This window comes from Propioniciclava sp. (genome assembly GCF_029977985.1).
In the GTDB taxonomy this organism is placed as follows: Bacteria; Actinomycetota; Actinomycetes; order Propionibacteriales; family Propionibacteriaceae; genus Propioniciclava.
The window spans coordinates 1-1,795 of sequence record NZ_JARKOT010000105.1 but is presented as its reverse complement, the minus strand read 5'-3'; the positions used below and the strand labels follow the sequence as shown (position 1 = coordinate 1,795).

At 72.1% G+C, this 1,795-nt stretch carries 2 protein-coding genes; one reads left to right on the top strand and one right to left on the bottom strand.

The genetic code is table 11. The features are described from left to right. A partial coding sequence (locus tag Q1K57_RS06875; protein ID WP_300080294.1) for an MFS transporter occupies positions 1 to 1,005 on the top strand: 1,005 nt, incomplete at its 5' end. Positions 1,006 to 1,014: 9 nt separating this feature from the next. Here the strand turns inward: Q1K57_RS06875 and Q1K57_RS06870 are convergent. Continuing rightward, the coding region (locus tag Q1K57_RS06870; RefSeq protein ID WP_300080292.1) for a decaprenylphospho-beta-D-erythro-pentofuranosid-2-ulose 2-reductase at positions 1,015 to 1,795 on the bottom strand (781 nt) is incomplete at its 5' end.

Genomic DNA, 1,795 nt, shown 5'->3' with positions numbered 1-1,795 from the left:
CGCCGCCTCCTCGTGAGCGCCGATCTCGTGCGGGCTCTCGTGCTGGTGGGCCTCGTCGCGGCGTTCGCGGCGGGGGTGGCGTCGGTGCCGCTGCTGATCGGCGCGGCGCTGGTGATGAGCGTGACGAACGTGTTCTTCGACGTGTCCCACCAGTCGTTCGTGCCGGCGATCACCGGGCGCGAGCGGGTCGGGGAGGGCAACGCGCGGCTCGAGACGGTGAACTCGGTGAGCTACATCGCCGGGCCCGGGCTGGGCGGTGTCCTGCTGCAGTGGCTCGGCGCCTCAGGCGCGCTCGTGGCGACCGCGCTCGGGTTCGCCACCTCGGCGGGCCTGCTCGGCCGCATCCGGCACGGGGAGGAGTTGCCGCCCGCCGAGACCCGCCGGCCGCTGCGGGAGGAGATCGCCGAGGGGCTGGCGTGGGTGGTCCGGCAGCCGTTGCTGCGGAGGATCGTGATGTGCACCGGCATATCGAACCTGTTCCACGCGGTGTCGGCGGCCGTCCAGGTGATCTTTCTGCTGCGCGTGTTGGGTCTCACCGAGGCGACCGTCGGCGTCCTGTTCTCCGTGGGATCCGTGGGGGCGCTGGTGGGCGCCACGTTCGCCAACCGCGTGGCGGCGTGGGTCGGCGAGGGCCGGGTGGTCGTGGTCAGCGCGCTCGGCTGCGCCGTCGGCGCGCTCGGGACGCCGCTGGCCCTGCTGGGTGCCCCGGTGGCCTGGCTCGTGGCGGGCGGGTTCCTGTTCAGCTTCTGGGTGGTCGTCTACAACGTGGCGCAGGTGAGCTTCCGCCAGCGGATCTGCCCGCCGGCCCTGTTGGGGCGCATGAACGCGTCGGTGCGCTTCATCGTGTGGGGCACCGTGCCGATCGGCGGCCTCCTGGGCGGCTGGCTGGGAACGAGGCTCGGCGTCGTGCCGACCCTGTGGATCGCCACCGTCGGAGCGTTCCTCGCGGTGCTGCCCGTCGCCTTGTCTCCCCTGCTGACGATGCGGAAGCTCCCGGACGCCTGAGCGCGCCCCTCAGATCGGCAGGCGGCGGAAGATCGGCTCGGGGATGTGCCGCAGCACGAGCATGACCGCCTCGAACGCCGGCGGCGCCCAGATGACCGACTTGCCGGCACGGGCGGCGTCCACGGCCTGCTTGGCGACGTCCTCCTTGTTCACCGTGAGCGGGGCCTCCTTCACGCCCGCCGACATGCGCGTGCGCACCTGACCGGGGCGGATGACGAGCACCTTCACGCCCGCCGGCTCCAGCGCCTCGCCGAGGCGGTGGTAGAACCCGTCGAGGCCCGCCTTCGTCGAGCCGTAGACGAAGTTGGACCGGCGCACCTTCTGCCCGGCCGCCGAGCTCATCACGATGATCTGGCCGAACCCCTGCGCCGACATGGCTCGGCCCAGTAGGACGCCGACGCTCACCGCCCCGGTGTAGTTGACCTGCGCGATCTGCACCGCCTTCGCCTGGTCCTGCCAGAGCGTCTCGGCGTCGCCGAGCAGCCCGAAGGCGACGATGGCGACGTCCACGTCGGCGTCCGCCCACGCGGCCTCGATGACGCCGGGATGGGAGTCGAAGTCGGTGGCGTCGAAGTCGAGCACGACCACGTCGCGCGCCCCCTTCGCCGTCAGGTCGGCGACCGTCGCGTCGATGAGCGGGTCACCCGGTTGGACGCCGAGCACCACCCTGGCCGGGGCGTGCGCCAGGTACTCGGCGATGATCGCGAGACCGATCTCGGACGTCCCGCCGAGCAGCAGGATGGATTGCGGGTTGCCGGTGGCGTCAAGCATCAGAGGAGCTCCAGTCGTC